Origin of the sequence: Streptomyces sp. NPDC058796, assembly GCF_042745235.1 — a bacterium.
Lineage (GTDB): Bacteria > Actinomycetota > Actinomycetes > Streptomycetales > Streptomycetaceae > Streptomyces.
Genome location: NZ_JBHYOP010000011.1, coordinates 103201 through 128894 on the forward strand (window position 1 = coordinate 103201; position 25694 = coordinate 128894).

A 25694-nucleotide genomic window follows, 5' to 3' on the forward strand; every position below is an offset into this window, starting at 1 on the left:
ACAACGCAGCCGCATCTGCGGCCGCCGTGATGGGGTGAATTTTCTTCCCCAGGGAGAAGACCGTGAGTTTCCTCGATCCCCGTACCCCCGGTGCCAACCCGGACGACGTCGTCACGGACATCACCGAGGCCCCGCACCGCCTGCGTGCGGTCGCCCAGGCCTGCGGAGCGCAGGTCATCGCGACCGTCGACGTACAGGCGGGAGAGGACGACTGGAACGTCCCGCCCACCGAGGAGCATCCGCGTCCGGTGGTGCTCGTGCACGGCACCTTCGGCAACCGGGGCTACACCTGGACCACGGCGGCACCGCTGCTGCGGCAGCACGGTCACCGGGTCTTCCGGCTCGACTACGGCCGGCACGGCCACCCCGTGATCTTCGGCCTGGGCGACATCAAGCACTCCGCCCGGCAGCTCGCGGACTTCGTCGACGAGGTACTGCGGCGGACCGGAGCCCAGGAGGTCGACGTGGTCGGCTTCTCGCAGGGCGGCATGATGCCGCGCTACTACCTGAACGCCCTGGGCGGAGGACCCAAGGTGCGCAACTTCGTCGGCATCGCGCCCAGCAACCACGGAATCACGGCACAGGGCCTGATGAACCTCGCCCGCCAGATTCCCGGCGCGGTGGAACTCCTCGAACAGGGCGCCGTCGGGGAGGTCGTGCCGGCCTGGCCGCAGCTCCAGCACGACCACCCCTTCCAGCGCGAGCTGGCCGATCTCGGCGAGACGACGCAGGGCGTCCGCCACACCGTCATCGCCACCCGGTACGACGACGTGGTCACTCCGTACACGTCGTGCGCCCTCGCGAAGACCGAGGGCCGCTACGTCAACAACATCGTCCTCCAGGACATCGACCCGGACGACCACACGCCGCACGTGAGCATGCCCTACAACGCGACCGTGCTGAACGAGGTCCTCAAGGCCCTGGCCGACTGAGCCCCGCTGCCGTCCAGGAGGACGCGGGCGACCAGCGCCGGGTCGTCGTTCATCGGGACGTGGCCGCAGCCGGGCAGCCGCACCAGGCGGGCCCGCGGCATGGCGTGCTTGGCGCGTATGCCCTGCCGGGGCAGGAGGAGCCGGTCCCGGTCGCCCCACGCCACGGTGACGGGGATGCCGGGCACGTCGTCGGTGAACAGCACGCTCCGTCCGGCCCGGAGCGTCTCGGAGAACCCCTGCGCGTGCGCGAGCGCCAGCGTCTCGGCGACGACCGCCTCGGGGGAGCGGCGGGCGGGACGGGCGTAGATCGTACTCGTCAGCGCGGTGCGGCCGACCGCGGTGCGGGACAGCCGCTCGACCAGCGGGAGGGGCAGGCTCCGGGCGGTCCGGCGCATCCCCATCAGGACGCCGAAGGCGTAGCGCCGCTCGGCCCGCGTCCAGAAGCCGGCCGGGGACAGGGCCGTCACCGACCGCACCAGGTTCTCGCGGCCGAGTTCCAGGGCCAGCAGACCGCCCAGCGAGTTTCCGGCCACGTGCGGCCGGTCGAGCCCCAGCGCCGCGCAGAAGGCGCCGAGTACCGCGTTCATCGTCGGCAGATCGTGCGGCAGGCCGTGCGGCAGTGCGGACGACTGCCCGAACCCCGGCAGGTCCACGGCCACCACCTCGCGCTCGGTCGCGAGGATGTCGACCACCGGGTCCCAGGCCTGCCGGTGGTGACCTATGCCGTGCAGCAGTAGCAGCGGCTCGCCCTCACCCACGCGCGCGTAGGCGAGGGTGATGTCCTGCGGGCCGTGCTCGGTGGGGGCCGTGAAGGAGAGCGTTGCGGACATGGGGCTCCTTGTTGCTCCTTGTCGGGAACACGTGGGAACACGCGTTTCGGGAACGTATGTCGCCAGGAACAGATGAACGACGACGTTGCGTAGACACCTTGTCAGTAAGAGCTACCGACGGGTAGCCCCCGGTCGCCGGTCGGCTTCGGGCGGGGGTGATTCCGCCTGGACACGGCCGCACGCGTCCGCTGGGATGGAACGGTGACCACCGAAACCGCGACCGACATCTTCGAAGAGCACCGCCCCGTCCTCCTGGGCGTCGCCTACCGCATGCTGGGCCGCCTCGCCGACGCGGAGGACGTGGTCCAGGAGGCCTGGCTGCGCTGGTCCGGCGCCGACCGCTCCGCCGTCCGCGAGCCGCGCGGCTACCTGGTGCGGACCACCACCCGCCTGGCCATCGACCGGCTGCGCCAGATCAAGTCGCGGGGCGAGACGTACGTCGGACCGTGGCTGCCCGAGCCCTGCGTCACGGACTTCGGCCAGACCGTGCCGGACACCGCCGAGCGCGCCGTCCTCGCCGACTCCGTGTCCTTCGCCGTCCTGGTGGTGCTGGAATCGCTGTCCCCGCTGGAACGGGCGGTGTTCGTCCTGCGGGAGGCGTTCGGCTACCCCTACGCCGACATCGCCGTCATGCTGGAGCGCGGGGAGGCGGCGGTGCGCCAGCTCGCCGGGCGCGCCCGCAAGCACGTCGAGGAACGCCGGCCGCGGTACGACGTCGACCCGGCCCAGCGTCGTGACCTGACCGAACGCTTCCTCGCCGCCGCGACCGAAGGTGACCTGGACGGACTGATGGCCCTGCTCGCCCCGGACGTCCGCTTGATCGGCGACAGCGGCGGCAAGTCCAGGGCGCCGCTGCGGGTGCTGGAGAGCGCCGACAAGGTGGGCCGCTTCCTGCACGGCGCCGCGCGGAAAGGCATCCCGGACGCCTCCTTCCGCTTCCTGGAGCTCAACGGCGGAGTGGCCCTGCTGGTCCTGTCCGGGGGCGAGCCGGACTCCGTCTTCCAGCTCGACGTCGTCGACGGACGGGTCCAGTCGATCTACGTCGTCCGCAACCCCGACAAACTGCGCCACCTGGCCGGCCTCGGCTAGCCGCACCGCGCCGCGGCGCCCCGCCGACCGGCCGCGACCCCCGAAAGCCCCCGTCCCGCGACGGGGGCTTTCGCCGTCCGGTCACCGGATTGGTCTTGACCAAGGGGGTGGGCCGCCTTATCGTCGCAGAGAACTGCAACAACCTTTAATAAACAAGGGCGTCAAAACGCCGCCGGACCACGGCGATTGCGGAGGACAGGGTGGGGACCACGCAGTTGGAATCGGTGCCGGAACCGAAGTACTGGCACCTCAGGACCGTACTGAGCGAGGCCCTGGACTCGGAGTTCTCGGTGGGCGAGATCCTCCCCAACGAGCGCGACCTCGCCGCCCGCTTCGGCGTCGCCCGCGCCACGCTCCGCCAGGCCCTGGAGCAGCTCGAACTGGAAGGCCGCCTCCAGCGCCGCCGCGGCGTCGGCACGACCGTCGCCCCGCCGCGCGTCGGCGTGGCCGTGGGCACCGCACAGCACGCCTGGCCGGGAACGGCCGACGACGCCTGGGAAGCCACCGGTTGCGAGCTGGCGGCACCGCCCGCGACGGTCGCCGCGGCCCTGGGCATCGCCCGCGACGAGCCCGTGCACACCGTCCGCCGCTCCCGCGTGACGCACGGCCAGCCCGTCGCCGCCGAACTGCTCTACGTCCCGCCGTCCTCGGTGCCCGACCTCACCGCCATCGACGCGCCCTCCGCGGCCGCACGCGCGCGTGCCGTCCTGCGCGAACTGCAGCGCGGCGAACTGGAGCGCCGGGACAGCGCCGTGGAGCTGGGATCGGCCGGTGCCGAGGACGCGAAGGAACTGGACCGCCTCCCGGGCGCGCCCGTCCTCGTCGTCACCACCCGCTACCTCGCCGAGGGCCGCACCGCCGCGCTCTCCGTCGCCACCTACCGCGCCGACACCTGCCGCCTGACCTTCGGGGACGCCGGCGACGTGGAGATCCACCACGGCCCCCAGACCCGGGCCTCCTGAGCGGCCGGCCCGCACTCCCGCGGGTCAGCGGCGTGCCGTGGCGCCCTCCACGGCGAACAACTGCTCCTCGACGTGGTCGAGGGCGAGGCGCAGCGCGCCCGTCGCCACGGCGGCCTCGCCGAGGAGGGACAGGGCGACCTTCGGCGGACGCAGACAGTAGCGGGCCAGCTCGCGCCGCAACGGTTCCAGCACGTCGTCCAGCCCGGCCGCCCAGCCTCCGATGACGACCAGCTCGGGATCGAGGGCCAGCACCATCGCCGCCACGTCGTGCACCAGCCGGTGGATGTACCGCTCGACGGCCGCGCGGGCCCGCTGGTCGCCCTGGCGGGCCTCGGCGAACACCTTGGCGACCGCCTGCTCGTCCAGCGGATGCAGCGGCTCGTCCGTGGTGGACAACAGTGTCTCCGGGGTCACGTCCCGGCCCAGCAGGTGCAGCGCGCCGGTCTCGCCCGCCGCCCCGCCGTACCCCCGGTGCAGCCGCCCGCCGATCAGTGACCCGGCCCCGGGGCTCAGCCCCGCCAGCACGAACACGATGTCGTCCGACTCGGTGGCGGCGCCCTTCCAGTGCTCGGCGACCGCCGCCGCGTTCGCGTCGTTCTCCACCAGTACCGGACACTTGAAGGAACGCCCCAGCCGCTCGCCCAGGCGCAGCCCCGTCCACTCGGGCAGCGCGGTGCTCAGCCGCACCGTGCCGTCCGCCTCCACGATCCCGGGCGAGGCGGCACCCACGGCCCGCAGCGAGCCGCGCGCCACCCCGGCCCGGCGCAGCAGTTCGGCGACCGCGGTGCGCACCCGCTCCAGCCGCTCGTCGGCCGGCGCGCTCACGTCGACGTCCTTGGCCTGGGCGCCGATCACCCGGCCGTCCAGGTCCGACAGGAGCGCGGCCACACGGTGCGGACCGATCTCCAGCCCCAGCAGGTGCCCGGCCTCCGCCCGGAACCGGAACCGTCGTGCGGGCCGTCCCTGCCGACGGGCCGTCCGCTCGTCGGCGGCCGCCTCCACGACCAGACCCGCCTCGATCAGCCCCTCGACGACGCCCTCGACGGTGGGCCGGGACAGTCCCGTCACCCGAGTGATCTCGGTCAGCGTCGCGCAGTCCGTGGCCCGCAACGCGTGCAGCACCACGGCGGAGTTGATCCTCCGCAGCAGCGACGGGTCCCCGCCGGTCAGCCCGCCCAACTCCGTCCTCCCAGCTCGTGCGCGTGTTGGGCGGATCGTACTCGGCCCGCACCGCCCCGGCGAGTGCCGGTCCGCCCCTGCCCGGCCGGCCCGTCACCTCACCCGGGTGCCACGAACCCCGACTCGTACGCCGCGATCACCGCCTGCGTGCGGTCCCGCGCCCCCAGCTTCCCCAGTACCGCGCTCACGTGCGACTTCACCGTCTCCGTGCCGACCGCCAGGCGGGCGGCGATCTCCGCGTTCGACAGCCCGCGCGCCATCAGCCGCAGCACGTCACCCTCCCGCTCGGTCAGCTGCGCCCGCTCCAGCAGCGCGCGGGCGGCGCGGTTGCCGCCGCCGTCGCCGTACTCGGCGGCCAGTTGCCGCACCGACGCCGGGAACAGCAGGGACTCGCCCTCCGCGATCAGCCGTACCGCGTGCACGATCTCGGCCGGGCGGGCCCGCTTCAGCAGGAACCCGTCGGCGCCCGCGCGCAGCGCCTCGTACACGTACTCGTCGTTCTCGAAGGTCGTCACCACCAGGATCTTCGGCGGGTCGGTCATCGTCCGCAGCAGGACCCGCGTGGCCTCGATCCCGTCCAGCAGCGGCATCCGGACGTCCATGGCGACCACGTCCGGGCGTACCTGCCGCACCAGCGGGATCACCGCCGCCCCGTCGGCCGCCTCCCCGACCACCTCGATGTCCGGCTGTGCCTCCAGCACCGCCCGCAGACCGGCGCGTACCAGGGGTTCGTCGTCGACGAGGAGCACTCTGACCGGCATCCGCCCAGCGTAGATCAGCCCGGTGGCAGCTCGACCCGCACCTCCCAGTCACCGGCGCCGTCCGGGCCCGTGTGCGCCCGCCCGCCCAGCAGCGCGGCCCGTTCGCGTATGCCGCGCAGTCCGCTGCCGCGGCCGGGCGCGGTCCTTGCGTCCGGCAGCGGATTGCGCACCTGAAGGGTGAGCGCGCCGTCCGTGACCTCGACCCGTACCCGGGTCGGCACCGCGCCCGCGTGCCGCAGCACATTGGTCAGCGCCTCCTGGAGGATGCGGTAGCCCTCGCGCGAGACCGGACCCGGCAGGGAATCCAGCGGACCGGTGACCTCGGCGTCGACCTTGGCACCCGAGGCACGGGCGGACTCCAGGAGCCGGTCGGCGTCCGCGAGCGTCGGCCTGGCGCTCACGGGCCGCTCCGCCTCCCGCAGGACGCCGAGCACCCTTTCCAGATCCTCCAGCGCGGCCCGGCCGGTCTCCTCGATCGCGGTCAGCGCGCGGTCGGTGAACTCGGGACTGTTCGCCGCGCGGGCGGCCCCGGCCTGGACGACGGCGACGGTCAGCGCGTGGCCGATGGAGTCGTGCAGCTCGCGGGCGATGCGGTTGCGCTCCAGGAGCTGTTCGGTGCGCTCCTCCAGGGCGGTGAGCCGCTCGGCGGCGGAGGGGCCGAGGAGCGCGCGGGCCCCCGCCGTCGCCAGGAGGCCGAGGCCGACCACGGCGCCGTACAGGGCGAGAAGGGGGACCGGCGCGAGGAACGCGTAGGCCCAGTGCGGGGCGGTGTCCCGCAGCACCGGGATGTCGTCGATCCGGTGCCCCGCGGCGAGCCGGACCAGTTCGACGGTGAGGACCGGCAGCCAGACGCAGGCGCCCGTGGTCAACAGACCCAGCAGCAGGCGCCCTTGCAGCCACACCACCGTGCGCAGCCGGTCCCGCCAGGTCGCCGACGGGGCCACCGAGAAGCCGGCGTCCCCCTGACCCGGCGTGAGGAGCCACCGCGCCTGCACCCCCTCGCCGGTCCGCACCGCCGGGATGAGGCCGACCGGGACCAGCACGGCCGCCGGCACCCACATGCTGGTGTCGTCGATGAGCGCCCACACGCTCACGATCAGCATCGGCACCCACAGGTACACGAGCCGTGTGTAAGTAGCCCCCCGGAAGAGCGGGTGCAGGAAGCGGACCATTCGCACATCGTGCCAGCGGCCACCGACACCCGGTTCCCCCGCACGGGGGAGACGGTCTCCACCGGCGGGGGAGGACCGGCCCTCGTACGGACCGGCAGGCTGATGCCATGACCAGCATCGACGTCCAGAACCTCACCAAGGAGTACGGCGCCCGGCGAGCCGTCGACGACCTCACCTTCACCGTCCGCCCCGGCCGCGTCACCGGCTTCCTCGGCCCCAACGGCGCCGGGAAGTCCACCACCATGCGCCTGGTCCTCGGCCTCGACCGGCCCACCTCCGGCACCGCGACCGTCGGCGGACGTCCCTACGCCACCCTCCACGAGCCGCTGCGGCACGTGGGCGCCCTCCTCGACGCGGACGCCGCCCACGGCTCCCGCACCGGACGGGACCACCTGCGCGTCCTGGCGGCGAGCAACCGCCTTCCCGCGCGCCGGGTCGACGAGGTGCTGGAGGAGACCGGCATCGCGCCGGTGGCGCGCCGCCGGGTGAGGACGTACTCCCTGGGGATGCGCCAGCGCCTCGGCATCGCCGCCGCGCTGCTGGGCGACCCGGAGGTGGTGATGCTGGACGAGCCCTCCAACGGACTGGATCCCGAGGGCATCATCTGGATCCGCGAACTGCTGCGCCGGCTCGCGGCCGAGGGACGCACCGTCCTGGTCTCCAGCCACCTGATGAACGAGACCGCGTCCTTCGCCGACCACCTGGTCGTCCTCGGCCGGGGCCGGCTGCTCGCCGACACCCCGATGCGGGAGTTCATCGACGCGCGCGTGCAGCCCAGTGTCCGCGTCCGGACCTCGGACGCCACCGCGCTCAGGGCCGCCCTCGCCCGGCACGGGCACGAGGCGGTGGAACACGACGACGGGTACTGGACCGTGCCGCACGCACGGGTGGACGACATCGGCCGCGCCATGTCCGGTGCCGGCGTCCCGATCCTCGAACTGAGCTCGACGGAAGGCACCTTGGAACAGGCCTACCTCGACCTGACGGCCGCCGAGACCGAGTTCACCGCACAGCCGCAGGAGGCCTGACCATGCACTTCGCACCCGTACTCCGCTCCGAGGCGCTCAAGGTGCTCACCCTGCGCTCGCTGTGCGGCACGCTGCTGGCCGTGTTCGCCTGCACCACCGCCTTCTCCGCGCTGGCGGGGGTGTCCGACACCTCGGACCCGGACTTCGACCCGCTGTTCATGGCCCTCTCCGGCGTCATGCCCGGTCAGATCGCCGCCGTCGCGTTCGGCGCCATGGTCGTGTCGGCCGAGTACCAGGGCAACGGAATCCGCCTCTCCCTGGCCGCCGTTCCGCAGCGCGGGCGGTGGTTCGCGGCGAAACTGGTCGTCGTCGCCGTACCGACCCTCGTGGTCGGCCTGCTCACCTCGTGCGCCGCCCTCGTCGCCGCCCGGGCGGGCCTCGGCGCGGCGGCGGACGGGCTCACCGTGGGCGAGCAGGTGCGCGGTGTCGTGGGATGCGGGATCTACTTCACGCTGATGGCCCTGCTCGCGGCGGGCCTGACCGCCCTCTTCCGCAGCGGTGTGGCCACCCTGTCCACCCTGATCCCGTTCATCCTCATCATCGCCTTCGTGATCGGCGACGCGGCGGGCGGCGCCACGGAGTTCCTGCCGGACCAGGCCGGACAGGTGGTCATCCACCAGACGCACGACGGGATTCTGGGACCCTGGACGGGGCTCGCCGTGACCGCGGCCTGGGCGGGAGCCGCCGTCGCCGCCGGCGCCTGGCGGCTGCGCGGCCGGGACGCCTGACGCCGGGGGCCGCCCGACCGCGAGGGACGCCTGACGCCCCGCCAATTGTCAGTGGCGGCCGGTTTACTGGACGGCATGGACATCGCGCGGCACATCGCCCTCATCGACGAGCTGTGCTTCCGCCCCTTCCCGGCGGAGCACGGCCACTTCGTGGCGGTGCTGGAGAGCAGCCACGGCCTGCGCGAGGGCGACCAGGGGGAGCGGGGGCCGACCGTGGAGCAGTACGAGAAGTACCGCGACGCCCTCCACGAACGCTTCGCCACGCGCTGGGGGGAGACGGAGCCCTGGAACCTGCAGACGGTCCTCCTGCGGACCGAGCGGGAGGAGATACCCGAGCCGTGGGCCGCCCTCAGCGCCCGGGCGCGCCTGGCACACCTGTGGGAGGCCGAGGGGACCGGCCGCTGGGTCGCGGTCGCCGTCGCCGACCTGGACGAGACCGACGAGGTGCAGTTGCTGGCCGTCGTCACGCGGGAGGCGCCCCCCTGACCCCCGGCGGTTCCTTCGCCGGTCTGGGGCTAGTCCTCCGCGTCCGCCGCGATCCGCAGCCGCGCGAACTCCTCCGCCATGGTCTGCGCCGTCCAGTGCGCGTTGAGACCGCTGGGATTGGGAAGCACCCAGATCCGCGTCTCCCCGATCGTCCGCTCCTGGGGGCCGACCTGCGCCTTCCGGTCGTCGAACGCCGCGCGGTACGCGGTGACACCGACGACGGCCAGCCAGCGGGGCCGCAGCCGCGCCACCTTCAGCGCCAGAAGCCGGCCGCCCTCCCGGTACTCCTCGGCGGTCAGCTCGTCCGCCCGCGCGCTGGCCCGCTGGACGACGTTCGTGATCCCGAGCCCGTACGACGGCAGCTCCCCCTGCTCCGACGGCTTCAGCAGCCGCGGGGTGAACCCGGACAGATGCAGCACCGGCCAGAAGCGGTTGCCCGGGCGGGCGAAGTGGTGGCCGGTCGCCGCCGTCATCAGACCGGGGTTGATGCCGCAGAACAGCACGCGCAGGCCGTCCGCGACGACGTCCGGGACGAGACGGTCGCGGGCGGCCTCCAGCTCCGCCGGGGTGAAGCGCGTCAGAGGATCGCTCCGGGCGTGTATCCCGCGGCCTCCGGGCGCTGCTTCACGATCTCCTCGATCCGGCCGACGACGACGCCGACCTGGGAGGCCGCCGCACCCGTGAAGGACAGCTTGTCGGCCATCAGCGCCTCCAGGCCGGTCCGGTCCAGCGGGATGCGCTCGTCGGCGGCCAGCTTGTCGAGCAGTTCGTTGCGCTCGGCGCCCTGCTCGCGCATCGCCAGCGCGGAGGCGACGGCGTTCTCCTTGATCGCTTCGTGCGCGACCTCGCGGCCCACCCCGGCCCGCACCGCGCCCATCAGCACCTTGGTGGTGGCCAGGAACGGCAGGTAGCGGTCCAGCTCCCGGGCCACGACGGCCGGGAAGGCGCCGAACTCGTCGAGCACGGTCAGGAACGTCTCCAGCAGCCCGTCCAGCGCGAAGAACGCGTCGGGCAGGGCCACCCGGCGCACCACCGAGCAGGACACGTCGCCCTCGTTCCACTGGTCGCCCGCCAGCTCGCCGGTCATCGACGCGTAGCCGCGCAGGATCACCGTCAGGCCGTTGACGCGCTCGCAGGAGCGGGTGTTCATCTTGTGCGGCATCGCGGAGGAGCCGACCTGGCCGGGCTTGAAGCCCTCGGTGACCAGCTCGTGTCCCGCCATCAGCCGGATCGTCTTCGCCAGCGACGACGGCGCCGCCGCCAGCTGCACCAGCGCGGTGACGACCTCGTAGTCCAGGGAGCGCGGATAGACCTGGCCGACCGAGGTGAACGCCTCGGAGAAGCCCAGGTGACCGGCGATCCGCCGCTCCAGCTCGGCGAGCTTGTCCGCGTCCCCGCCGAGCAGGTCCAGCATGTCCTGCGCGGTGCCGACGGGGCCCTTGATGCCGCGCAGCGGGTAGCGGCCCAGCAGCTCCTCCACCCGGCCGTACGCGACCAGCAGTTCGTCGGCGGCGGTGGCGAAGCGCTTGCCCAGCGTCGTGGCCTGCGCGGCCACGTTGTGGGAGCGGCCGGCCATGACCAGCTCGGCGTACTCGCCGGCCAGCTTGCCGAGGCGGGCCAGGACGGCCACCGAGCGGTCGCGGATCAGCTCCAGCGACAGCCGGACCTGCAGCTGCTCGACGTTCTCCGTCAGGTCCCGGGAGGTCATGCCCTTGTGCACGTGCTCGTGCCCGGCGAGGTCGTTGAACTCCTCGATCCGCGCCTTCACGTCGTGCCGGGTGACCTTCTCGCGCTCCGCGATCGAGGCCAGGTCGACCTGGTCGAGGACGCGCTCGTAGTCGGCGATGGCGGTGTCGGGCACCTCGATGCCGAGGTCCTTCTGGGCCCGCAGCACGGCGAGCCAGAGCTGCCGCTCCAGCCTCACCTTCTGCTCAGGCGACCAGAGCGTGGCGAGCTCGGCGGAGGCGTAGCGTCCGGCGAGGACGTTCGGGATGCGGGGCTTGGCGGGAGCGGAAGTCACGTAGCGGAAGTTTACTGGCGATTCCTGCAGGCCGGCGCCACGGGGTTCCTCGTCGGAACCTACGAGAGCCCCGTGACCAGGACGATCACGGCGCCAGGTCCTCGTACGGCAGCAGCTCGGGACGCTTGGCGGGGCGTCCGTCGCCGGACGAGCGGCCGGTCAGCCTGCGGCCGATCCAGGGCAGCAGGTGCTGCCGGGCGAACCGGACGTCCGCGGTCCGGCGCATGACCCAGCCGGGCGGCGGCGTCGGCGGGACGGGCGCGTGCCAGTCGGGGTCCTCGGGCTCGTAGCCGAGCGACTGCCACACGGCCTCGGCGACCCGGCGGTGCCCCTCGGCGGTCAGGTGCAGCCGGTCCACGTCCCACAGCCGCGGGTCGGCCAGCGACTGGGCGCCGTACAGGTCGACGACCACGGCGCCGTGGCGCGCGGACAGGTCGTCGATGATCGCGAAGAGCGCCTCCATGCGCGGCCGGAACCGCTCCAGCACCGGCCCCTGGCGGCCGGGACTGCGCATCAGCACCAGCTGCTTGCAGTTGGGTGCGAGCCGCTCCACGGCCTGCGTCAGGAGATCCCGCACCCGGGCCATGTCGCACTTGGGCCGCAGGGTGTCGTTGAGGCCGCCGACCAGGGTGATCACGTCGGCCCCCATGGCCGCCGCCACGTCGACCTGCTCGTCGACGATCTGCCCGATGAGCTTGCCGCGCACGGCGAGGTTCGCGTACCGGAAGCCGGGGGAGCGGGCCGCCATCCGTGCGGCGAGGAGGTCGGCCCAGCCCCGGTAGGAGCCGTCCGGGAGCAGGTCCGACATGCCCTCGGTGAAGGAGTCACCGACGGCGACGAGACTGGTGTGGGTGGGGTTCGTCTGCATGGCGACAGAAATGGTAGCCCCACGCACATACCCGGCGGTCGGTCCCCCTTGGCTCCGTGGGGGGCGACGGGTCCGTTCGCGAGCCCGTTCCACCGGACGGGGCGCACTCCCTTCCGCCGGCCCCGCCGCAGGCGCCTGGTCCGGCGGGCCTGCCGCTGGTCCGGCCACGCGCCGGCCCCCGGGTTCAGGTCCGCTGCCCGAACAGCTCCCTCAGCACGTCCTCCATGGTCACCAGCCCCGCCAGCCGCCCGTCGGACCCGAGGACGGCCGCCAGATGGGTGCGGCTGCGGCGCATCGCGGTGAGCACGTCGTCCAGCGGGGTGCTCTCCCGTACCCGCGCGATGGGCCGCATGTCGCCGAGCCGGAACGGCAGGTCCCGCGGAGAGGTGTCCAGGGCGTCCTTCACGTGCAGGTAGCCGACGATGCGCCGCCCGTCGTCGACGACGGGGAAGCGGGAGAACCCGGACTGCGCCGACAGCCGCTCCAACTGCTCCGGAGTGATGCCAACGCGCGCGTGGACGACCCGCTCCAGCGGCAGCACCACGTCCCGCACCGGGCGCCGGCCCAGCTCCAGCGCGTCGTGCAGCCGCTCCTGGGCCCGGTCGTCGATCAGCCCGGCCTCGCTGGCGTCCTTGACGATCTCGGCCAGTTCCGCGTCCGTGAAGGTCGCCGAGACCTCGTCCTTCGTCTCCACCCTGAGCAGCTTGAGCAGCGCGTTCGCGAAGGCGTTGATCGTGAAGATCACCGGGCGCAACGCCCGGGACAGGGCCACCAGCGGGGGCCCGAGCAGCAGCGCGCTGCGCACCGGCTCGGCCAGGGCGATGTTCTTCGGCACCATCTCGCCGAGCAGCATGTGCAGGTACGTCGCCAGCGCGAGGGCGATCACGAACGACACCACGTGCCCCGCCCCGGAGGGCACGCCCGCCGCGTGGAACACCGGTTCCAGCAGGTGCGCGATCGCCGGTTCGGCGACCACGCCGAGGACCAGCGTGCACAGCGTGATGCCGAGCTGGGCCGCCGCCATCAGCGCCGACACGTGCTCCAGACCCCACAGCACGCTCCTCGCCCGCCGGTCGCCCTCCTCAGCGTACGGCTCGACCTGGCTGCGGCGCACGGAGATCAGGGCGAACTCGGCGCCCACGAAGAATGCGTTGACGACGAGCGTCGCCAGACCGATCAGCAGCTGTACGGCCGTCACCGCCCGCCCTCCCCTTCGTCGTCGGCGGCGGCCGCGTCGGCGAGCGGCGCGTGCAGCAGCACCCGGGCCGCCCTGCGTCCCGTGGCGTCCACGACGTCCAGCCGCCAGCCCGCGACCTCCAGGCTGTCGCCGACGGCGGGGATGCGGCCCAGCTCGGCCGCGACCAGCCCGGCGACCGTCTCGTACGGCCCCTCGGGCACCTTGAACCCCAGGCGCGCGAGCCGGTCGACGCGTGCCGCGCCGTCGGCCCGGTACAGCGCGCGGCCCCGCTCGTCGGTGCCGGCCGGGTCCAGTTCGGGCGTCTCGTGCGGATCGTGCTCGTCCCGCACCTCGCCGACGACCTCCTCGACGATGTCCTCCAGCGTCGCCACGCCCGCCGTCCCGCCGTACTCGTCGATCACGACGGCCATGGTGCGCCGCCCGGAGAGCCGGTCCAGCAGCCGGTCGACGGTCAGCGACTCCGGGACCAGCAGCGGCTCGCGCATCAGCTCCGCGACCGGCAGCCCCGCCCGCCGCTCGGCGGGCACCGCCAGTACGTCCTTGACGTGCGCGGTCCCCACCACGGCGTCGAGGGTGTCGCGGTACACGGGGAACCGGGACAGCCCGGTGGCCCGCGTCGCGTTCGCCACGTCCTCGCACGTCGCGCGGGCGTCGAGGGCGACGACCTGGACGCGCGGGGTCATCACGTGCTGCGCGGTCAGATCGGCCAGGTTCAGCGTCCGTACGAACAACTCGGCGGTGTCGGCCTCCAGCGCGCCCTCCTTGGCCGAGTGCCGGGCCAGCGCCGCCAGCTCCTGCGGCCCGCGGGCGGACGCCAGCTCCTCGGCGGGCTCGACGCCGAGCCGGCGCACGAGCCGGTTGGCCGTGTTGTTGAGGTGGGTGATGAAGGGCCGGAAGGCAGCGCTGAACCAGCGCTGCGGGCCTCCCACCCGCCTCGCGACCGCCAGCGGGGAGGAGATCGCCCAGTTCTTCGGCACCAGCTCCCCGACGATCATCAGGAAGACCGTCGACAGGGCGGTGCCCAGCACCAGCGCCAGCGAGGAGGCCGCCGAACCCGACATCCCCGCGCTCTCCAGCGGACCCGAGATCAGCGCGGCGACCGAGGGTTCGGCGAGCATGCCGACCACCAGATTGGTCACGGTGATGCCGAGCTGGGCCCCCGAGAGCTGGAACGTCAGGTTCCGTACCGCCTTCAGCGCGCTCGTCGCGCCCCGCTCGCCCCGCCGGGCGGCCCGCTCCAGTTCACCGCGCTCCACGGTGGTCAGCGAGAACTCGGCCGCGACGAAAGCGCCGCACATGAGCGAGAGCAGGACCGCCACCAGCAGCAGGAGCACTTCCGTCATCGGGTCACCTCGGATCCATGATCGGCCGGGCCGCCGGCGTTCGCGCGATGTCGTGGGCCGACGGAGGCACCGACAGGGGTGTCGCCGACGAGGGCTCGCTCATGCGCCGTTGGTCACAGCCTTTCAGTCGGTGAGGGATTCGGTGAGCGGCTTCACCCAGCGTCGCCACTGTTCCTCGGGCGCGTACCCGGCGGCCCGCCAGGCATGCTGAGCCCGCTCGTTGCGCCGCAGCACCATCGCGTCCCCGCGGCGCCCGCCGAGCCGTACGAACCGTTCCTCCGCGGCGGCCAGCAGGGCCGAGGCGATCCCCCGACGCCGGTGGCCGGGGTGCACGGCCAGCCGGTACAGATGACAGCGCCAGCCGTCGAAGCCGGCGATCACCGTGCCCACCAGGTCCCCGCCCCGCTCGGCCAGGATCAGCGCCTCGGGATCGCGGGCGACGAGCTGCTCCACGCCCTCCCGGTCGTCGCTGATGCTGGTCCCCTCGGCGGCCGTCTTCCAGAAAGCGAGCACGATGTCCAGGTCCTCGGGCCCGGCGGCCCGTATGCGCAGGTCGGTCATGCCGCGATCCCATCACGCGGGGCGCGTGCCCACGCGCGAATTCCGGCATGCGGACGGCCGGAACCGCCTGTGTCCCGGCGCTGCCGGGACTTGCGGAGCGTCAGTCGCCGCGCAGCGCCCGCATCACCGGGGCGAAGGCCTCCATGTACGGCTCCAGCACCGTCAGGTACGTGAACCCGTACCGCTCGCGCCGCGCCCGCACCTGCGCGGTGATCTCCTCGACGGTGCCCGCCAGGAAGACGGGCAGCTCCAGCACCTGGTCCGTGGTCAGGTCCGGCAGGTACTCGAGGAAGGGCTGTACGGCGGCCTCGCGGTCCTCGGTCACGACGACCATCTGCATCAGCAGATTCAGCTCGGCCGGTTCCTCGCGGTCCGCCGCGAAGTCCAGGTACCGGGCGACGCGCTCGTCCAGCTCGCCGGCCGTGACGGGCGCCGGCTGCCCCGTCGTACTGCCCCGCACCGTACGCCCGCCCGTGAACGCCGCGATGTCGGCGTGCCGGGCCGTCAGCTCCAGCATCCGGTCACCGTTGCCACCGATCAGCAGCGGCACCCCGGACCGCCGCGCCGGGCGCGGCAGGAACTCCTCGTCGCCGAGCAGCCGCTCCAGCTCCTCCACGGTGCGCCGCAGGTGGTCCACCCGCTCGCCCGGCGAGCCGAACGGCAGCCCGGCCGTGTCGTGCTCCGCCCGCACGTAGCCGGTGCCCAGTCCGAGTTCCAGACGTCCGCCCGTCAGGGCGTCCGTGGTGGCCACCTCCCGCGCGAGCAGGGCGGGGTTCCAGAAGCCGGCGTTGAGCACGAAGGTCCCCAGCCGGGGGCGGGCGGTGGCCCGGGCCGCAGCGACGAGCGCCGGGAACGGGGCCATCATGCCGAGGTGGTCCGGGACCTGGATGACGTCGTACCCCAGTTCCTCGGCCCGCCGGCACTTCGCACTCCACTCCTCGGCAGGTGCGGGGACCGTCAGGTTGACGCCGAAGCGGTACGGACGCGACATGAACTCTCCTGACGCGGACGGCAGTTCGGACGCCGGCAGTCAATCACCCGGGGGTGAGGTGCGCCAACGCACGCGTACCCGACACGGACGGCGTCCCGCCGCCCTTGCCGTTGCTAGCGTTTCGGCGCTAGCTTCGGGGTATGGCGAAGACCAGGAAGGCCCAGCTGAACGTGCGGGTGGACGAGGGCACCGCCCGGGCCGCCCGGGAACGGGCCGTGGCGCGGGGGATGAGCGTCAACCGCTACATCGAGGAACTGGTCCGGCAGGACACCGGCGAGGCCGGCCGCACCTTCGTCGACGCGGCCGCCGACTTCATGCGGCAGTACGAGAAGGTGTTCGCCGAGGAGGTCGGCGAGGGCCAGGGCCGCCGCTGACCCGCCGTACGAACCCGGAACCGGATGAACGACCTCACGATCGACCTCGCCTGGCTGCTGATGCTCGCCGAACAGCGCACCCCGGGAGACCCCCAGGTCACCGACTGGGGGGCCCTCGTCGCGGCGGTCGCCCGCCACCGGGCCGAAATATTCGGCACCTCCGTCTACGACGGTCCGCACGCCCGCGCGGCCGCGCTGCTCCAGCTGCTGATCCACGTCCCCGCCCTGGAACGCTCCAACGCCCTGTTCGCCTCCGCGGTCGCCTACGCCTACCTGGTCGCCAGCGGGGTCCGCGTCGTCACCACGGCCGAGCAGGTCCGGGACCTCGCCCTGCTGGTCAAGAACGGTGACGCGTCGGTCGACGACATCGCGGACGAGCTGCGCCGGTGGGGCGCGTGACTACTCCCCGTCGCCGGGCGGACGCCACGCCGTGCCGAGTACGCAGTACGAACTCGGCAGCGCCGGCCCGTTCTCCGGCATCATCGTCCGCCGGTAGGGCCCCAGCGTGAACCCGGCCTCCCGCAGCGCGGCGATCGGCTCGCGGGACAGGTGACAGCCGCCGCTGAGCGGGGGCCACAGCGTCCGGTCCAGCGCGCGCTGGGTGAAGGTCATCACCCGGCCGCCGCCCCGGCCGTGCTCGAAGAACCGCACCTCGCCGCCGGGGCGCAGCACCCGCCTCAGTTCGCTCAGCGCGCGTGGCACGTCGCGGACACTGCACAGCACCAGCGACACCACGGCCGCGTCGAACGCCTCGCTCTTGACCGGCAGCGCCTCCGCGGCGCCCGGTGCCACGTCCACCGGCACCTGGGCGCGCAGCGCCGCCTCCACGGCCAACTGCCGCAGCACACGCTCCGGTTCGACGGCGACGACCTCGGAGACGGTGCCCGGGTAGTGGGAGAAGTTCAGGCCGTTGCCCGCGCCGACCTCGATCACCCGCCCGGACAGCCCGGCGAGCAGCCGCTCGCGCACGCGGCCCATGCCCATCCGGGTCTCGGCGCTCACGCTGAACCGGGCGTAGTAGCGGGCGAACAGCGGATGGTGCACGGCGTCCCGCGGCACCGCGCGGGAACGGGCGGATCGCAATGGCATGGGACCTCCCTCACGAGGTGGTGCCTTACCGCGATTGTCCCCCGCTCCCACGCCCCGCACCCACCGCGCGGGTGCCGGGTTCTGCCCGGGCGTGCCGGGTGTCCCCGCCGTGGCGGCCCCTGGCTTCACCGCGCGGGTTTCGTCTTCGGGTGCCGCGTCGCGGGTGTGGTGGGATCGGCTCGTGCCTGCCATGCGGGTCGGTGCGCGGTGGGCCCGCGCTGAGCCGTGCCGTTCCAGCGTTCACGCGCCGCCGCGCGGACGGCCGGTTCCACCGCCGTCCGCACCGGGCAGCGCGAGCCTGCCCGGTGCGGCCTCCGCCCGGCGAGCCCGGCAGGCGCGCCGCACCAGGCGCGGCGACCCCGCGGGTCAGGGTGCCTCCCGGCGCCCGAACGCCTCCGCGTCCCACGCGCCGTGCAGCCGTGGCGCCAGCCAGTGCGGTGCCGCCGAGCGGAAGGCGGGCGGCGGGAGGGCCGCCGCGCCGGCGGGAACGGCGCCCAGGAGCGGCGCGCCGGCGACGTCGGGGAGGTCCGCGAGGTTGCAGCGTGCGGCCAGGTCCGGGGCCCCGGGCCAGCTGCCGATCACCACACCCGGCAGCTCCAGGCCGCGGGAGCACAGCTCACGCGCGGTCAGCTCCGTGGTGTTCAGCGTGCCCAGCCCGGCCGAGGCCACCAGCAGCACCGGCGCGTCCAGCAGAGCGGCGACGTCCGCCAGCGTCCCGCCGGCCGCGTCGAAGCGCACGAGCAGCCCGCCCGCACCCTCGACCAGCACCAGGTCGTGCTCGGTGGCCAGCTTGCCCGCCGCCTCGGCCACCTCGTGCGGCCGCACGGGTGCCCGGCCGGCCCGGCGCGCCGCCGTGGCCGGTGCCAGCGGCTCCGGATAGCGGGCGACCTCCGCCGCCGTCACGGCGCCCGCGAGGCGCGCGACCTCCTGCGCGTCCCCTGGCTCGTCCGGCCGTACGCCCGTCTGCGCGGCCTTGAGCACGGCCACCGACCGCCCGGCCGCCAGCGCCGTCGCGGCGACCGCCGCGGTCACGACCGTCTTGCCGATCTCCGTGCCCGTTCCCGTGATCACCAGTACCGGCATGTCATCCCTCCCGTGCCGCCGCGCACACCGCGCGGGCGATCCGTGCCACGTCCGCGTCGCCCGTGACGTACGGCGGCATGGTGTAGATCAGGTCCCGGAACGGCCGCAGCCACACACCCTCGCGCACCGCCGCCGCCGTCGCCGCCCGCATGTCGACGGCGTGGTCGAGCTGGACCACGCCGATCGCCCCGAGCACGCGTACGTCCGTGACGCCCGGCAGTCCGGCGGCCGGCGCCAGACCGTCCCGCAGGCCCGCCTCGATCCGCTTGACCTCCGCGAGCCAGTCCTGCCCGAGCAGCAGCCCGATCGACGCGCACGCCACGGCCGCCGCCAGCGGATTGCCCATGAACGTCGGCCCGTGGGCCAGGACCGGGACCTCGCCCCGTGAGATCCCGTCGGCCACTTCGGACGTACACAGCGTGGCCGCCATCGTCAGATAGCCGCCGGTCAGTGCCTTGCCCACGCACATCACGTCCGGCGTCACCGCCGCGTGCTCCGCCGCGAACAACGCGCCCGTACGGCCGAACCCGGTCGCGATCTCGTCGAAGACCAGCAGCACGCCGTGCGCGTCGCACGCCTCGCGCAGCACCCGCAGGTACGCGGGGGAGTGGAAGCGCATCCCGCCCGCGCCCTGCACCACCGGCTCCACGATCACCGCGGCCAGCTCGTCGGCGTGCCGCCCGATCGACGCGCGCAGATGATCCGCGTACCTCTCCTCGTACTCCGCCGGCGGCGCGTCCGCGAAGACCTGGCGCGGCAGGACGCCCTGCCACAGCTCGTGCATGCCGCCCTCGGGGTCGCACACCGACATGGGCTGCCAGGTGTCGCCGTGATAGCCGCCGCGCCAGGTCAGCAGGCGGCGCTTGGCCGGGCGGCCCAGCGAGCGCCAGTACTGCAGGCACATCTTGACGGCCACCTCGACCGACACCGACCCGGAGTCGGCGAGGAAGACGTGCTCCAGGCCGTCGGGTGACATGTCGACAAGGAGTTTCGACAGCCGCACGGCGGGCTCGTGGGTGAGCCCGCCGAACATCACGTGGCTCATCCGCTCCAGCTGCTCGCGCGCGGCCTCGTTCAGCACCGGGTGGTTGTACCCGTGGATCGCCGACCACCAGGACGACATCCCGTCGACCAGCTCGCCCGAGCCGTCGGCCGGCCGCAGCCGCACCCCGCTCGCCGACTCCACGACGAGCGGGTCCTGCCGGCCGGGCATGGGGCCGTACGGATGCCAGACGTGCCGCCGGTCGAGCGCCAGCAGCTCGTCCACGGTCAGTGCGGGCTCAGGCATTGGGCGCGAGGTCCGTTCCGGCACCCCGACGGCGTACGGCGACCAGGTCCGTACGGGGTTCACCGGCGACAACCGGTTCGGCGGGCACGGCGGAGCCGCAGCCGCCGGTCCCCTCGGCCGGGACGGAACCGCAGACACCGCCGCCCTCGTGCGCGGACCCGCAGCCCCCGCCCTCCCCGTGCGACCCGCATCCGCCCCGGTCCGCGACCCGGTGCTCGGGCAGCGTCACCTCTCCGGCGCCCTCCACCTCGAACCCGGCGTCCGCGATCATCTCCAGGTCGGCATGGCCGGCCTGCCCCTCGCTGGTGAGGTAGTCGCCGAGGAAGATGGAGTTGGCCAGGTTGAGGGCGAGCGGCTGCATCGTGCGCAGATGGACCTCGCGTCCGCCCGCGATGCGCACCTCGACGTCCGGGCAGACGAACCGCGTCATCGCCAGGATGCGCAGGCACCGCTGCGGGGTGAGGTGCCACTCCTTGGCGAGCGGCGTGCCCTCCATCGGGATCAGGAAGTTGACCGGCACCGAGTCCGGGTCCAGTTCGCGCAGCGAGAAGACCACGTCGACCAGGTCCTCGTCGCTCTCGCCCATACCCGCGATCAGCCCGGAGCAGGCGGACAGCCCGGCGGCGTGCGCCTTGTTGACCGTGTCCACCCGGTCGGCGTACGTGTGCGTGGTCGTGATGTCCCCGTACGTCGCCTCGGACGTGTTGAGGTTGTGGTTGTAGGCGTCGGCGCCGGCCTCGCGCAGCCGCTCCGCCTGGCCGTCGGAGAGCAGGCCCAGGCAGGCGCACACCTCGACGGCCTCGTTCTGCTCCTTGATGGCCTTGATGGTGTCCGAGACCCGGTCCACGTCCCGGTCGGTCGGCCCGCGCCCGCTGGCCACCAGGCACACCCGCTTGGCGCCCCCGGCGACGCCCGCCGCGGCGGCCCGCGAGGCCTGGTCGGGCTTGAGCCAGGTGTACTTCAGGATCTCGGCCTTGGAGCCGAGCCGCTGCGAGCAGTAGGAGCAGTCCTCGGGACACAGGCCCGACTTGAGGTTGACGAGGTAGTTGAGCTTCACCCGTCGGCCGAACCAGTGCCGGCGCACCTTGCCGGCCGCGGCCACCACATCGAGCAGGTCGTCGTCGGAAGTGGCGAGGACGGCAAGGGCCTCCTCGCGGGTCGGCGTCTCGCGCCGAAGCCCCTTGTCCACCAGCGTGTTCAGCAGGTCCATGAGAGCCGATCCTGTCCTAAGGGGCCGTCCGGGGCCAAGGAGAGTTTGCACAACACTGACAGATCGCCGTGTGGGTATTGCCACACCTCGCGGGGGTGGCGGTACCGCTATCGTCTGTCCATTGCCTACAAAACCCCGGAGGACCCGCCCATGGCGTTCGGCTGGATCGACGAGCAGGCCCGGGCGCGCCGCCGGGCGGGCCTCGTCCGGATTCTGCGCCCCCGTCCGGCCGACTCGCCGCTGCTGGACCTGGCGAGCAACGACTACCTCGGACTGGCCCGGCACCCGGAGGTCACCGAAGGGGCGGCGCGGGCCGCGCGGAGCTGGGGCGCCGGCGCGACCGGCTCCCGGCTCGTGACCGGCACGACCGAGCTGCACGCCGTACTCGAGAACGAACTGGCCGACTTCTGCGGCTTCGAGGCCGCGCTCGTCTTCTCCTCCGGCTACGCGGCCAACCTCGCCGCGGTCACCGCCCTGGCCCCGCACGGCTCCCTCGTCGTCTCCGACGCGGGCAACCACGCCTCGCTGATCGACGGCTGCCGGCTGGCGCGCGGCACGACCCAGGTCGTGGGACACGCCGACCCGGACGCCGTGCGCAAGGCGCTGGCGACGCACGACGGTCCCGCCGTCACCGTGTCCGACACGGTCTTCTCGGTCGACGGCGACGCGGCGCCGCTGGCCGCGCTCGCCGGGGCGTGCCGGGAGTACGGGGCGGGGCTGGTCGTCGACGACGCGCACGGTCTGGGCGTCCTCGGCGAGGGTGGCCGGGGCGCCGCGCACGCGGCCGGCCTCGCGGGCGCCGACGACGTCGTCGTGACGGTGACGCTGTCCAAGTCGCTCGGCAGCCAGGGCGGTGCCGTGCTCGGGCCCGCACGGGTGATCGAGCATCTGGTCAACGCGGCCAGGACGTTCATCTTCGACACCGGTCTCGCCCCCGCGGCGGCGGGCGGGGCGCTGGCGGCGCTGACCCTGCTGCGCAGCGAGCCCGAGCGGGCGGCGCGGGCGCGGGCGGTGGCGGCCGAACTGCACGCACGCCTGACCGCCGAGGGACATTGCGCGGTACGTCCGGACGCCGCGGTCGTCTCGGTGCGCGCCCCCTCCCCGGAGGGGGCCGTACGGTGGGCGGCCGACTGCCGTGCGGCCGGCCTGGCCGTGGGCTGCTTCCGCCCTCCTTCCGTGCCCGACGGCGTCTCACGGCTCAGGCTGACCGCTCGTGCGGACCTCTCCGGGGAACAGATCGAACGCGCTGTACGGGTCATCGGCGAAACGCGACCATGAGTCGGCGTGACACGGCCGTGCGCCGCCCGATGACCGACCTGATCAGTGGCGGTGGACCGAGGCGGTGAACGACGCCCAGCTCCCGGGGGAGAAGAGCAGCGCGGGTCCGGCCGGGTCCTTGGAGTCGCGCACGGCGAGCAGTCCGGCCCAGGGGCCGGCCGACGGCCGGGCCGTCTCCACACAGTTGTTCGCCCCGGTGCTGTAGCTGCTGCGCAGCCAGCGCACGACGGGCAACTCGGTACTCACTGGGATGTTCCGCACACGTGCCGTCGCGGTTCCTGACGTGGTGCCTGACATGGTGCCTCCTTACGCGCCCGCCGCGGTCGCGGCGATGAAGTCCAACGAGTCCTCGGGCGAAAGGGCATGAACCAGAAGGGCGTTGAAGGCCTCGGTGTAGGCCTCTAGGTCTTCTTTCCGTTCGAGATGCAGGCTACTCGTCAAGTGGTCGAGAACAACCACGTCGAGATCAGAAGTGCTCGAAAAAGAGAAGATTACGAAAGGGCCGGTGACACCGATGTGCGCCCCGGCGGCGAACGGCAGTACCCGCAGCCCGACATGGGGCAGGCGTGCGGCCTCGACCAGCCGCGCCAGCTGACGGGCCATGACCCCGGGCCCGCCCACCTCGCGGCGCAGCACCGCCTCGTCCAGGACCGCGCTCAGCCGGAGCGGCGGCTCGGCCCGCAGCACGTCCTGCCGGGCCAGCCGCACCTCCACCAACGTGTCCAGCCGTTCCTCCGGCAGTCCGTCCACCGCGGCGCGCGTCACCGCGCGGGCGTACTCCGGCGTCTGCAGCAGGCCGGGCACCACCGTGGTCTCCAGGGTGCGCATCGCGCTCGCCTGGGACTCCAGGCTGATGAAGTCCCGGTAGGTCGGCGGGAGCACCCCGCGATAGGCGTGCCACCAGTGGTTCCGGCCGCCGCCCGGCCCGTCCGCGCCGGCCAGCACCACCAGCAGTTCCCGCAGCTGGGCGTCGTCCACGCCGTAGGCGTCCAGCAGTAACCGCACGTCGGCCGGTTTCGCCCCGCTCGTGCCGGTCTCGATCCGGCTGACCTTCGACTGGTGCCAGCCCACCAGGCGGGCCGCCTCACCGCTGGTGATCCCCGCCGACGTGCGCAGGGCGCGCAGTTCGGCGCCCAGCTTCCGACGGCGCACCACGGGACCGTGCTGCATGGGCCACTCCTCTACTCCCTGTGAGCCGCCCGAATACGCTCTGCCGTCGCAGAGTTCACCGCATCGAGCGACAGATATATGCATATCTTGGTGGATCGCCGCACATCACCGTGCCGGTGATGGCAGTCTGGCGGCGAAGCACCAGTCCGGGACCGTACTCGAACCATCCGCTCCGTGTCGGACTGCGGTCCCGTGGGAAAGGGACGACGTCGCCATGGCAGACCATCTGGAAGCATCCGTCACTCTGCCGAGCGATCCGGCCTCGGTGGCCGCCGCGCGGACCTATGTGGTCGGCACACTGGCGGAGTGGGGCCTGCCGGCGGAGGCGGAGGTGTCAGAGACCGTCCGGCTGATCGTCTCGGAGCTGGCGACCAACGCGGTCCAGCACACCTTCGGTCAGTCGCCCACCTTCACGGTCGACCTGGCGCTCGACCGCGACGAGCGGCTGCGCATCGGCGTCACCGACAGCCATCCGCGCTTCCCCAAACGCCTGCCGGCCGCCGTCCAGCAGGACAACGGCCGGGGCATGGTGATCATTCGCTGGCTGACGGCGGAGTGCGGCGGCAAGCTGAGGGTGCGCCCCACGCGGGAGGGGGGCAAGACCGTCTCCATCGAACTTCCCTGGACGCCGCCGGACCGCGCGGTCCCGTACGAACCGGCCGCCGTCGCGGGAGGGGGCGCGGGCACCCAGGAGCCCAGGCGGTGACGCGGACGCCCGGCACGCGCGTGTCCGCCACCCGCCCCGGGCGGGCTACTTGACCCGGCCGTACCAGACGTTGCCGGTCCAGATCTTCTGCAGGCGCACCACGTCCCCGGTCTTCGGCGCGTGCCAGATCTTGCCCTTCCCGGCGTAGATGCCGACGTGGTAGACACTGCGGCCCGAGTGGAAGAAGACAAGGTCACCGGCCTTGCGGTTCTTGGCCGAGACGTGCTGGGTCTTGTTGTACTGCTGGGCCGCGGTGCGCGGCAGCTTCTTGCCGGCCTTCTTGAACGAATACAGCGTCAGCCCGGAGCAGTCGAACCTGCTCGGGCCGACGGCACCCCATTTGTACGGTGAACCCTTCTTGGAAGCCGCGATCGTGAGCGCCTTGGTGGCGTGGCTCGCCGCGGCCGCCTCGGAGGCGACGCCGGGAACCACGACGGAGCCGCCCACGGCGGCGAGGGTGAGAGCGGAGGCCGTACCGGCACGGGCCATCAGCGACGGGACTCGATTGAGCGCAGACATGCGCAACCCTTCGTCAGCCGCCTGTGAAGGATGACCTGTCGGATTCGGGCTGGCGAAGTTGCCCGGCCGCACGGGTGCGGCTTCACCCCAAGGGCTGCTCGGCGCGGCGTCCTCCTCCCGGAGACGGCCGTACCGGCGACCCGTCGTGCTCGGGTCCTCCACTCCTGCCGATCCACTCCTGTCGACCGGTCGTCCGGACGGCGGCAGGACTCGGCGTCCGCCCGGACCGCCCCGCCGCTGCGGCGGGGGCTTGTCGTCAGTCACGGATCTTGTCCCGCCCGGTGGGAAAATCCCAACGGAACGTGCCCTTTGTGTTGTTACTCACCACTCATCCGTTCGGGTGGACGGCTCTCCGTTCGGGGCCCCGTCCCATGCGGTGAGGAAGCCGGGACCAGCGGCGGAGCGAGTCGTTCCGGCGTCGGGGGGTGCCGCCCGCGCAACCCCGGAGGTCCGGAAATCCGAGGTGTTCCTACGCCGAAAGGGGGTACGCCGTTCGGTCCGTTTGGACGCCGCGTTCCTCAACTGCCGGGAGTCGGCGGAAGGCTGACCCGGGCCGTGCGCCGTTCACCGTCCAGCACGCGCAGCGCCCGGGCGAGCGTGGTGGTGTGCAGCTCCGTCTCGCCGCGCCGGTGCATGACCGCGAGCGCGTCACGCAGGGCGCTCGCCTTGGCCACCAGCGCCTGGGCGGCACGCAGCCCGCGGTAGGTGTCCCCCTCCAGCGCCGGGTTGATGCGGCCGAGCAGGTCGACGACTTCCAGGTAACGGTCGATCAGCTCGCCCTCGGCGCGGGTGAGGGCGGGCAGTGGGGGCGGTTCCGGTGGCAGCATCG

The 25694-nt window shown here is 73.2% G+C and carries 29 protein-coding genes and 1 riboswitch; of the genes, 10 read left to right on the top strand and 19 right to left on the bottom strand.

Annotated elements, in window-relative coordinates; translation table 11 throughout:
- Nucleotides 1–62: 62 nt before the first annotated feature.
- Complete coding sequence (locus tag ACFW47_RS26585) at nucleotides 63–932, top strand: esterase/lipase family protein (protein WP_386307362.1); 870 nt, start codon at nucleotides 63–65, stop codon at nucleotides 930–932.
- Here the strand turns inward: ACFW47_RS26585 and ACFW47_RS26590 are convergent.
- Nucleotides 884–1762, bottom strand: coding sequence for an alpha/beta fold hydrolase (locus tag ACFW47_RS26590; RefSeq protein ID WP_386285503.1), 879 nt, complete (start codon nucleotides 1760–1762; stop codon nucleotides 884–886). The two genes, ACFW47_RS26585 and ACFW47_RS26590, sit on opposite strands and share 49 nt — an antisense overlap.
- Nucleotides 1763–1963: 201 nt before the next feature.
- Between ACFW47_RS26590 and ACFW47_RS26595 the strand changes: the two genes are divergently transcribed.
- Complete coding sequence (locus ACFW47_RS26595; RefSeq protein ID WP_386307364.1) at nucleotides 1964–2851, top strand: RNA polymerase sigma-70 factor; 888 nt, start codon at nucleotides 1964–1966, stop codon at nucleotides 2849–2851.
- 200 nt (nucleotides 2852–3051) lie between these two features.
- Nucleotides 3052–3813 (top strand): GntR family transcriptional regulator, encoded by a 762-nt coding sequence (locus ACFW47_RS26600; protein ID WP_386307365.1) that lies wholly within the window; start codon nucleotides 3052–3054, stop codon nucleotides 3811–3813.
- Nucleotides 3814–3837: 24 nt separating this feature from the next.
- Here the strand turns inward: ACFW47_RS26600 and ACFW47_RS26605 are convergent, their stop codons facing one another.
- The 3 genes from ACFW47_RS26605 to ACFW47_RS26615 form a co-directional block, all read right to left on the bottom strand.
- Nucleotides 3838–4992, bottom strand: a complete 1155-nt coding sequence (locus ACFW47_RS26605) for an ROK family transcriptional regulator (protein WP_386285497.1) — start codon at nucleotides 4990–4992, stop codon at nucleotides 3838–3840.
- A gap of 98 nt (nucleotides 4993–5090) precedes the next feature.
- The gene (locus ACFW47_RS26610; RefSeq protein ID WP_386285495.1) at nucleotides 5091–5753 is read right to left on the bottom strand and encodes a response regulator; all 663 of its coding nucleotides are present in this window, start codon (nucleotides 5751–5753) and stop codon (nucleotides 5091–5093) included.
- A 14-nt stretch (nucleotides 5754–5767) separates the two neighbouring features.
- Entirely contained in the window at nucleotides 5768–6925 is a 1158-nt protein-coding gene (locus ACFW47_RS26615; protein ID WP_386285493.1) for a sensor histidine kinase, read from the bottom strand.
- Nucleotides 6926–7032: 107 nt separating this feature from the next.
- Between ACFW47_RS26615 and ACFW47_RS26620 the strand changes: the two genes are divergently transcribed.
- From ACFW47_RS26620 to ACFW47_RS26630, 3 genes are all read left to right on the top strand, one after another.
- The gene (locus tag ACFW47_RS26620; protein WP_386285491.1) at nucleotides 7033–7953 is read left to right on the top strand and encodes an ABC transporter ATP-binding protein; all 921 of its coding nucleotides are present in this window, start codon (nucleotides 7033–7035) and stop codon (nucleotides 7951–7953) included.
- A gap of 2 nt (nucleotides 7954–7955) precedes the next feature.
- Nucleotides 7956–8681 carry an ABC transporter permease gene (locus ACFW47_RS26625; RefSeq protein WP_386285489.1) on the top strand — a complete coding sequence of 242 codons (726 nt, stop codon included), beginning with the start codon at nucleotides 7956–7958 and terminating at the stop codon, nucleotides 8679–8681.
- A gap of 75 nt (nucleotides 8682–8756) precedes the next feature.
- Nucleotides 8757–9167: a hypothetical protein gene (locus ACFW47_RS26630; protein WP_386307367.1), complete on the top strand. Its 411-nt coding sequence runs from the start codon at nucleotides 8757–8759 to the stop codon at nucleotides 9165–9167.
- A gap of 29 nt (nucleotides 9168–9196) precedes the next feature.
- Here ACFW47_RS26630 and mug read toward each other — a convergent pair whose 3' ends face one another.
- The 7 genes from mug to ACFW47_RS26665 form a co-directional block, all read right to left on the bottom strand.
- A complete protein-coding gene (gene mug, locus ACFW47_RS26635; protein ID WP_386285725.1) occupies nucleotides 9197–9748 on the bottom strand; it encodes a G/U mismatch-specific DNA glycosylase in 552 nt (183 codons plus the stop codon).
- Nucleotides 9745–11187: an adenylosuccinate lyase gene (purB, locus tag ACFW47_RS26640; protein WP_386285485.1), complete on the bottom strand. Its 1443-nt coding sequence runs from the start codon at nucleotides 11185–11187 to the stop codon at nucleotides 9745–9747. The genes mug and purB overlap by 4 nt, the downstream gene beginning before the upstream one ends.
- 85 nt (nucleotides 11188–11272) lie before the next feature.
- Nucleotides 11273–12055 carry an SGNH/GDSL hydrolase family protein gene (locus ACFW47_RS26645; RefSeq protein WP_386285483.1) on the bottom strand — a complete coding sequence of 261 codons (783 nt, stop codon included), beginning with the start codon at nucleotides 12053–12055 and terminating at the stop codon, nucleotides 11273–11275.
- Nucleotides 12056–12239: 184 nt separating this feature from the next.
- Entirely contained in the window at nucleotides 12240–13253 is a 1014-nt protein-coding gene (locus tag ACFW47_RS26650) for a hemolysin family protein (RefSeq protein ID WP_386285482.1), read from the bottom strand.
- Nucleotides 13250–14596, bottom strand: coding sequence for a hemolysin family protein (locus ACFW47_RS26655; protein WP_386307369.1), 1347 nt, complete (start codon nucleotides 14594–14596; stop codon nucleotides 13250–13252). Before ACFW47_RS26655 ends, ACFW47_RS26650 begins: the two co-directional genes overlap by 4 nt.
- A 123-nt stretch (nucleotides 14597–14719) precedes the next feature.
- A complete protein-coding gene (locus ACFW47_RS26660; RefSeq protein WP_386307370.1) occupies nucleotides 14720–15157 on the bottom strand; it encodes a GNAT family N-acetyltransferase in 438 nt (145 codons plus the stop codon).
- 100 nt (nucleotides 15158–15257) lie between these two features.
- Nucleotides 15258–16148 (bottom strand): LLM class F420-dependent oxidoreductase, encoded by an 891-nt coding sequence (locus tag ACFW47_RS26665; protein WP_386307371.1) that lies wholly within the window; start codon nucleotides 16146–16148, stop codon nucleotides 15258–15260.
- Between the two features lie 140 nt (nucleotides 16149–16288).
- Here ACFW47_RS26665 and ACFW47_RS26670 point away from each other — a divergent pair, with 140 nt between their 5' ends.
- Entirely contained in the window at nucleotides 16289–16522 is a 234-nt protein-coding gene (locus tag ACFW47_RS26670) for a toxin-antitoxin system HicB family antitoxin (protein ID WP_100046577.1), read from the top strand.
- A 24-nt stretch (nucleotides 16523–16546) separates the two neighbouring features.
- Entirely contained in the window at nucleotides 16547–16921 is a 375-nt protein-coding gene (locus tag ACFW47_RS26675; protein ID WP_386307372.1) for a fic family toxin-antitoxin system, toxin component, read from the top strand.
- On the opposite strand, the gene ACFW47_RS26680 is transcribed toward ACFW47_RS26675, so the two are convergent.
- The 4 genes from ACFW47_RS26680 to bioB all read right to left on the bottom strand — a co-directional run bounded on the left by ACFW47_RS26680 (nucleotide 16922) and on the right by bioB (nucleotide 21192).
- Complete coding sequence (locus ACFW47_RS26680; RefSeq protein ID WP_386285471.1) at nucleotides 16922–17611, bottom strand: class I SAM-dependent methyltransferase; 690 nt, start codon at nucleotides 17609–17611, stop codon at nucleotides 16922–16924.
- A gap of 366 nt (nucleotides 17612–17977) precedes the next feature.
- Nucleotides 17978–18694 carry a dethiobiotin synthase gene (gene bioD, locus ACFW47_RS26685; RefSeq protein ID WP_386285469.1) on the bottom strand — a complete coding sequence of 239 codons (717 nt, stop codon included), beginning with the start codon at nucleotides 18692–18694 and terminating at the stop codon, nucleotides 17978–17980.
- 1 nt (nucleotide 18695) lies between these two features.
- Entirely contained in the window at nucleotides 18696–19982 is a 1287-nt protein-coding gene (locus ACFW47_RS26690; RefSeq protein WP_386285467.1) for an adenosylmethionine--8-amino-7-oxononanoate transaminase, read from the bottom strand.
- Nucleotides 19975–21192, bottom strand: a complete 1218-nt coding sequence (bioB, locus tag ACFW47_RS26695) for a biotin synthase BioB (RefSeq protein ID WP_386307373.1) — start codon at nucleotides 21190–21192, stop codon at nucleotides 19975–19977. Before bioB ends, ACFW47_RS26690 begins: the two co-directional genes overlap by 8 nt.
- A gap of 150 nt (nucleotides 21193–21342) precedes the next feature.
- On the opposite strand from bioB, the gene ACFW47_RS26700 reads away from it, so the two are divergent.
- Nucleotides 21343–22470, top strand: coding sequence for an 8-amino-7-oxononanoate synthase (locus ACFW47_RS26700; RefSeq protein WP_386307375.1), 1128 nt, complete (start codon nucleotides 21343–21345; stop codon nucleotides 22468–22470).
- A 42-nt stretch (nucleotides 22471–22512) separates the two neighbouring features.
- Here ACFW47_RS26700 and ACFW47_RS26705 read toward each other — a convergent pair whose 3' ends face one another.
- Nucleotides 22513–22767 carry a DUF397 domain-containing protein gene (locus tag ACFW47_RS26705; protein WP_386285461.1) on the bottom strand — a complete coding sequence of 85 codons (255 nt, stop codon included), beginning with the start codon at nucleotides 22765–22767 and terminating at the stop codon, nucleotides 22513–22515.
- A 9-nt stretch (nucleotides 22768–22776) separates the two neighbouring features.
- On the bottom strand, nucleotides 22777–23640 hold the full coding sequence (locus ACFW47_RS26710) for a helix-turn-helix domain-containing protein (protein ID WP_386285459.1): 864 nt from the start codon (nucleotides 23638–23640) through the stop codon (nucleotides 22777–22779).
- Nucleotides 23641–23854: 214 nt separating this feature from the next.
- Between ACFW47_RS26710 and ACFW47_RS26715 the strand changes: the two genes are divergently transcribed.
- Complete coding sequence (locus ACFW47_RS26715) at nucleotides 23855–24346, top strand: ATP-binding protein (protein ID WP_386285457.1); 492 nt, start codon at nucleotides 23855–23857, stop codon at nucleotides 24344–24346.
- Nucleotides 24347–24391: 45 nt separating this feature from the next.
- On the opposite strand, the gene ACFW47_RS26720 is transcribed toward ACFW47_RS26715, so the two are convergent.
- Together ACFW47_RS26720 and ACFW47_RS26725 are read right to left on the bottom strand one after the other, a co-directional pair.
- Nucleotides 24392–24865, bottom strand: coding sequence for a C40 family peptidase (locus tag ACFW47_RS26720; RefSeq protein ID WP_386285455.1), 474 nt, complete (start codon nucleotides 24863–24865; stop codon nucleotides 24392–24394).
- 3 nt (nucleotides 24866–24868) lie between these two features.
- A riboswitch (cyclic di-AMP (ydaO/yuaA leader) is annotated at nucleotides 24869–25013 on the bottom strand.
- A gap of 370 nt (nucleotides 25014–25383) precedes the next feature.
- Nucleotides 25384–25692, bottom strand: a complete 309-nt coding sequence (locus ACFW47_RS26725) for a hypothetical protein (RefSeq protein WP_386307376.1) — start codon at nucleotides 25690–25692, stop codon at nucleotides 25384–25386.
- Nucleotides 25693–25694: the final 2 nt, after the last annotated feature.